The organism is Rhodopirellula maiorica SM1 (genome assembly GCF_000346295.1).
In the GTDB taxonomy this organism is placed as follows: Bacteria; Planctomycetota; Planctomycetia; order Pirellulales; family Pirellulaceae; genus Novipirellula; species Novipirellula maiorica.
On the sequence record NZ_ANOG01001075.1, the window covers coordinates 1 to 6121 of the forward strand.

At 56.2% G+C, this 6121-nt stretch carries 5 protein-coding genes; 1 reads left to right on the forward strand and 4 read right to left on the reverse strand.

What is annotated here, in order from left to right; genetic code table 11:
- Positions 1 to 179: 179 nt before the first annotated feature.
- From mtnA to rpsL, 4 genes are all read right to left on the reverse strand, one after another.
- A complete protein-coding gene (mtnA, locus tag RMSM_RS34910) occupies positions 180 to 1202 on the reverse strand; it encodes an S-methyl-5-thioribose-1-phosphate isomerase (protein WP_008708949.1) in 1023 nt (340 codons plus the stop codon).
- Positions 1203 to 1335: 133 nt separating this feature from the next.
- Entirely contained in the window at positions 1336 to 3429 is a 2094-nt protein-coding gene (gene fusA, locus RMSM_RS34915) for an elongation factor G (RefSeq protein WP_008708951.1), read from the reverse strand.
- A 190-nt stretch (positions 3430 to 3619) separates the two neighbouring features.
- Positions 3620 to 4090: a 30S ribosomal protein S7 gene (gene rpsG / locus RMSM_RS34920; protein WP_040771165.1), complete on the reverse strand. Its 471-nt coding sequence runs from the start codon at positions 4088 to 4090 to the stop codon at positions 3620 to 3622.
- 125 nt (positions 4091 to 4215) lie between these two features.
- A complete protein-coding gene (rpsL, locus tag RMSM_RS34925) occupies positions 4216 to 4581 on the reverse strand; it encodes a 30S ribosomal protein S12 (protein ID WP_008708955.1) in 366 nt (121 codons plus the stop codon).
- A gap of 329 nt (positions 4582 to 4910) precedes the next feature.
- Between rpsL and RMSM_RS34930 the strand changes: the two genes are divergently transcribed.
- Positions 4911 to 5957 (forward strand): hypothetical protein, encoded by a 1047-nt coding sequence (locus RMSM_RS34930; RefSeq protein ID WP_236622430.1) that lies wholly within the window; start codon positions 4911 to 4913, stop codon positions 5955 to 5957.
- Positions 5958 to 6121 lie beyond the last annotated feature (164 nt).

Here is a 6121-nt window from a genome sequence, read left to right on the forward strand (position 1 = left end):
TTTGCCCAATGCCATCTACTTTGGCAACGTTTGGGGGATGCTCAAGTAGTGGGATTCGCCAGAATTCCCATCTTTGCTGTTGAAACACCAGGAACTCTGGCGAGTCCCACTACGAAAGTCGATGGCATTGGGCATTCGCCCGCCGCTGATTGATTGAGGGCGATTTCGCTAGACGGATGTCACCACTGGAGAAGGCTCGCGAGTTTTTCGCGGCAAGGTTTCGCGACGGTTCCCCGCTCGGTAATGATCGCCGTGATCAAATCAGCCGGGGTCACATCGAAGGCGGGGTTGATCACATTGGCGGCGTCGGGGACAAGTTTGACGCCGTGAGGGTTAGCGACTTCATCCCGGCCGCGTTGTTCAATCGGGATCAGATCGCCGCTTGGCAGCGCCCGATCGAACGTGCTCGACGGTGCCGCAACATAGAACGGCACATCGTGATAGCGAGCTAGCACCGCCAAAGGATAAGTTCCAATTTTGTTTGCCGCGTCGCCGTTGGCGGCAATGCGGTCGGCGCCGACAATCACCGCATCGATTTGCCCCGATTGCAGCAGGCTTCCCGACATCGAATCGGTCAACACCGTGACCGGCACGCCAGCCTCGGACAATTCCCATGCTGTCAAACGAGCCCCTTGCAAAAGCGGACGGGTCTCATCCGCAAACACCTCGATGGCGTGCCCGGATTCATGCAAGTGGTAGATCGGCGCTAACGCGGTGCCCCACATCGACGTCGCCAATCCCCCTGCATTGCAATGCGTCAGCACGCGGTGACAATCCGCAAGCAGCTCGGCACCGTGACGCCCGATATCGCGGCACATCTGACGATCTTCGTCATGAATCGTCGTGGCTTCGCAAAGCAATCGATCGGGCAACGCGTCATCGTCATCGACCGAGTCGACAATTGCATTCATGCGGTCGAGTGCCCAAAACAGATTGACTGCGGTCGGACGGCTTTTGGCAAGATACTCGATTGCATCGAGGTAGCTCTGGCGGGATCGCTTCCCATCGGGCTGACACGCCAAACAGACCCCATAAGCGGCTGCAATCCCAATTGCTGGAGCACCACGGACGACCAGTCGCTGGATCGCATCAAACGTCTGCTCAACGTTCTCGCACCGCAGCGTCACCAACTCGGTTGGAAGCCGAGTCTGATCAATCAGATCGAGACATCCGTTGTTAAACGCAAGTGTCTGTGTCGTCATCGTAGCTCGTGTTCCGTTGCATCTTTATGTTCGGGTAGTGGACGAGGTTCCGAGTCCCCGTGCTTCATTGATCCGCGAAGGACTCGTTGCCTCGTCGATTACGCCATTGGGTCTGCGGACGCGAGTCAATTGGTTAATACTGAAAACTCTCGGCGTCTTCTTTGGGCGCCGGTTGGTAGCTGTAGGGTTCCATACTGCCGCCGGCACGTCCTTGGCTGAGACTTCGAACCGCACTCGAATAACCAAACAATTCTTTCAGCGGGGCATGAGCCGTGATCACGGTCATCGCGCCGCGGGTTTCGGTCGAAGCAATGATGGCTCGCCGCTGAAGCAGGTCCCCAACGATTTCGCCCATGTAATCTTCGGGCGTCGTGACTTCGACTCGCATCACCGGTTCGAGCAGTTCCGGGCCGGCGGCTTGCAGTCCTTTGTCGAACGCGTCACCGGCGGCGATGCGGAACGCGACCTCATCGCTACCCTCTTCGTGGACTTCGGCGTCGTACGCTTCGATTTTGACACCGGACAACGGAAAGCCTGCAATCAATCCGCCTCCATCGGCGCGTTGCCGAAGCTCTTCAATCGCCGCGGCGCGGGCGTTGCCTTGCAGCGGACACTCTGGCGGCAAACGGTCGAAGACCAATACCGGTGCCGAACTGTCTTCGAGTGCCGAAACGCGGACCTTCAAACGTGCGAACATATGCGAAGCCCCCATTTGGCGGTTGCATTGCCCCACGACATCCGATTCGCCGCTGATGGTTTCGCGATAGTTCACCCGTGGTTTATAGAATTTGACGTTCAAGCCAAAGTCGCGAGTCAAACGATGCTGGATCACTTCCAAATGCAATTCGCCCATCCCGCTGATCAGCGTTTGCCCCAGCTCTTCGTTTTCAACCGCGTGGAACGTGGGATCTTGGCGGCGCAGCATGTCGAGGGTTTCTTCGAGCTTTTTGCGGTCGCCGGTGTTTTCGGGCTCAATCGCCATCGACAATACCGATTCGGCGAACTTGATGCTCGGCAATTCGATCGTCTCTTTGGTATCACAAACGGTGTCCCCCGTAATGGCAAACCGGGGCCCGATCACACAGACGATATCGCCGGCGCCCACCGTTTCGATTTGTCCGTCACGCTCCTTCTTGCTGGCGTGAATCTGCCACAGCTGAGCGATATTTTCTTTCTTGTCGCGATTGGGACATTGCACGCGCGAGTTCTGTTTCAGTTCGCCGCTATAGATGCGGATCCAGTAATTGTCGCCCGTTTTGGCAGGCAAAATTTTGAAGACCAGCCCGCAAAACGGCTCTTTGACGTCGGGTTTTCGCAGCAGCACTTTATCGGGTTTCTTCGGGTCAACTCCTTCGACCGGCGGCCGATCCAGCGGGCTGGGCAGGTAATTGCCGACCCCGGTCATCAACGGCTGGACGCCGATGCCGTGTAGTGCCGAGCCACAGAACACCGGCTGGATTGCCATGTCGATGCAACCTTGGCGGAGCGTCGCCACCACCATCTCGCGTGGCACTGGTTTTTCGTCCATCGCCAACATCATCGCTTCGTCGTTCAGCTCATAAACGACCTCGAGCAATTGTTCACGCCACAACATGGCTTCGTCCAGCAGGTCCGCCGGGATGTCGGTTTCCTTGACTTCCTTACCTTCGGTTTCCGGATCAAACTCCAGCATTTTCAAGTCGACCAAGTCGATCACGCCGCGAAATGGATCACTGGTATGCGGCGGGCCTTGGCCGACCGGCAACTCGACCGCGACCGGCCGTCCGCCAAGTCGAGGCGCGATATCGTTGTAGACCGCCTCGAAATTGGCCCCTTCGCGATCCATCTTGTTGATAAACACGATCCGCGGGACGCCGTACTTGTCCGCTTGCCGCCATACCGTTTCGCTCTGGGCTTCGACTCCTTCACGAGCCGAGAACACGGTGACCGCGCCATCGAGAACACGCAGACAGCGTTCAACCTCGGCAGTAAAGTCAACGTGGCCGGGGGTGTCGAGCAAGTTGATCGAATACTGATTCCAGTTGTATTTCACACACGCGCTGAAAATCGTGATCCCGCGCTCTTGTTCTTCGGGATCGTCATCGGTGTCGGTCGTTCCATGATCAACCCGGCCGACTCGATGCTTCGCGCCACTGAGATACAGCATGCGTTCGGTCACGGTCGTCTTGCCCGCATCAATGTGAGCAATGATGCCGATGTTACGAATTTTGGATATGTCGAGAGCCATCAGTCTCGTGGGGTGTTTCTAGGAAGTAAGGGAAATCGGTTCGAGCTCGGCGTGTTCGCGAATTCGAAGTTCGCCAATGCGTCGGGGCAGTTTATTGTGATTTTGCAAAGCCTACACTAGCGCATGAAAAACCGCGACACGGTGTAAGGCACACCGGATCGCGGTCCATGATTTTCGTGGTGCGAATGCACTACCAAGCGAAGTGGGCAAATGCCTTGTTCGCGTCCGCCATGCGGTGCGTGTTTTCACGCTTGGTGTAAGCAACGCCTTCTTTCTTGTAGGCCGCCAAAACTTCGTCTGCAAGCTTCAGGTGCATCGGACGCCCCTTTTTGTCGCGGACAGCAGCTAGCAACCAACGAATCGCCAAACTTTGTTGACGGCTACGGTTCACTTGCATCGGCACTTGGTAACTCGCACCACCGACTCGCTTGCTGCGAACTTCGATGTAGGGTTTGATGTTTTCCAACGCGGCTTCGAAGATCTCGATTGGCTCTGCGTCCGTGTTACGCTTGCCTACTTCTTCGAGTGCGTCATAGAAAACTCGTTGTGCTGTGGTCTTTTTACCATCAAGCATCAAGCAATTGATGAACTTGCCCGCAAGCATCGATCCGTGCTTCGGGTCACCCTTAAGTGAGGTGCGGCTAGCTGTGATACGTCCCATGTTTGGTTTCGGTAAGTCGGTTGGGAATCGCGGCCGACAACAACGATCGGCTGGCAAATCCGTGAAATGGATCTAAACGGTAAAATGCTCGAAGCGAGAGGGGGTTGCAGAATCAGATCCGCAAACTATTTCTTCGCACCGTAACGGCTTCGAGATTGCTTGCGGCCATCAACGCCCAATGCGTCACGCGATCCGCGGACCACTTGGTAACGAACACCTGGCAAGTCACGAACACGTCCACCACGAACCAAGACGATCGAGTGTTCTTGAAGGTTGTGACCTTCACCAGGAATGTAGACGGTGACTTCTTTGCCGTTGCTCAAACGCACACGAGTGATCTTCCGCAGAGCCGAGTTCGGCTTCTTAGGGGTCATCGTACGGACCTGCAAACAAACGCCCTGTTTCTGTGGGCACTTTTCGAGCACAGGCGACTTGCTTTGGCTTTTCTTCAGCTTACGTCGCTTGCGGACGAGTTGATTGATGGTTGGCATAGAAAGTAATTGTGGATCTTTTCCGTCGGGCCTTAATTCATAACGAACGAGCAAGTATCCGTTTTGCAGGAAACCTGTCAATAGCTACTCGGCGTTTGAAACACAGGAAATTTAGCTTGGAACGAAAAATGCCCTCTTAACTTTACCCGCTCTACCCCATACGGCTTCCAACCGAGCGCCGAATCGCACGTTTTCCTCCGAAAGTGAACAGCTGTTCCGCTGTATGAAATAGCAACTAGCCTCGCTGCGGATTTTCGCTAAATTACCTAGCTCTCCATGGAGGGGAACGACCGCTCGATTAGCCTTTTACCCCTAAATGAGAGACAAATGTGATGACACCTCTACAATGCAGTGGCTTTGCAACTCGGTATTGCACCTCGCGCGCGATCGCTATGTTCGCCCTGGCATTGATGTTCGCGGTCAGCCCGGAACAGCACGCCGAGGCCCAATTGATCCAAATCGGCCGCGGGTTTGGCGGCGGCGTCCGCGTCCGCGTGCCTTTTGTCGCGGTCGATGTTGCTCCTTGGGGCGACACGCGAGTTCGCGCTCCGTTTACCTCGGTCAATACCGGAATCTATGCCGGACCACGCTATTCAAGCCGTTATCGAGGTCCAATCTACCAAAATTACGCTTATCCCCCGGCCTCGCCTTACTATCGCAGCGTCCCAAGCTATCCGTCGAGCGTTTACTCGGCCCCCAATTATCGCAGCACGTCGCCAATCGTTGGTGGCAGTTCGGCGTACGGAACTCCGCAGTCGACTGCACCATTTGAAAGCAATCCGAGCTTAGGCGGTTCATCCAACAGCTACGGAAATTCGATCATTGCATCGGCAACGCCATCCCCCGCATTAGGTAATGGTCCTGTTTCCGCATCATCGCCGGGGGCAGGCTCACGCGAGATTGGTCCTGCGGTAGCCGCATCGGACGATTCGCTCCGCCGCGCCGCGACACAGTTGCAGACCAGTCTTTCCCGTCGAGGTGGCGACAGCGATATTTGGATCGGCTATTTGGCTCCTGCAGAGATCGTTCGTTTGATCGATTCAGGCCAACTATCACAGGAAATGGCCGAGACGCGGCTTCGCAATTTCCGGGGCGTGACGTTTAATCCCGAACTCCGCTGGTTGACCTCAGTCCCCGGATTCGCCGAAACGCGGCGGCAATTGGAACTTCGCGTTGCGAGCACAGACGTTGTGAACGACGCTCGCCAACCCACGCCGGCCGACACCGATCCTGCCGCAGCGGACAAATCCTCCGAATCGACAGAGACACTGCCGCTGCCGAAGCCGGATGTAAATCCCAATGGAGCGAACTCGGGCCAACCCACGCCGGCTAAACCGGTTGCCGAACCCGATGCGAAACCATCCGTCGGCATTTAGTCGTCGATCGCAGCTAATGTTTGCGTATTAGCCTCCGGTTGAATGTCGCAGCCGAGGCCTAGCGGGCTATTGATTTGATGAGCCGCTAGCGCGTCAGCGGCCGGGTTCCACGCATTACCCGGTGCCTTACGGCCCTCGGCTCACCAATGCGATTTGCATTTCGA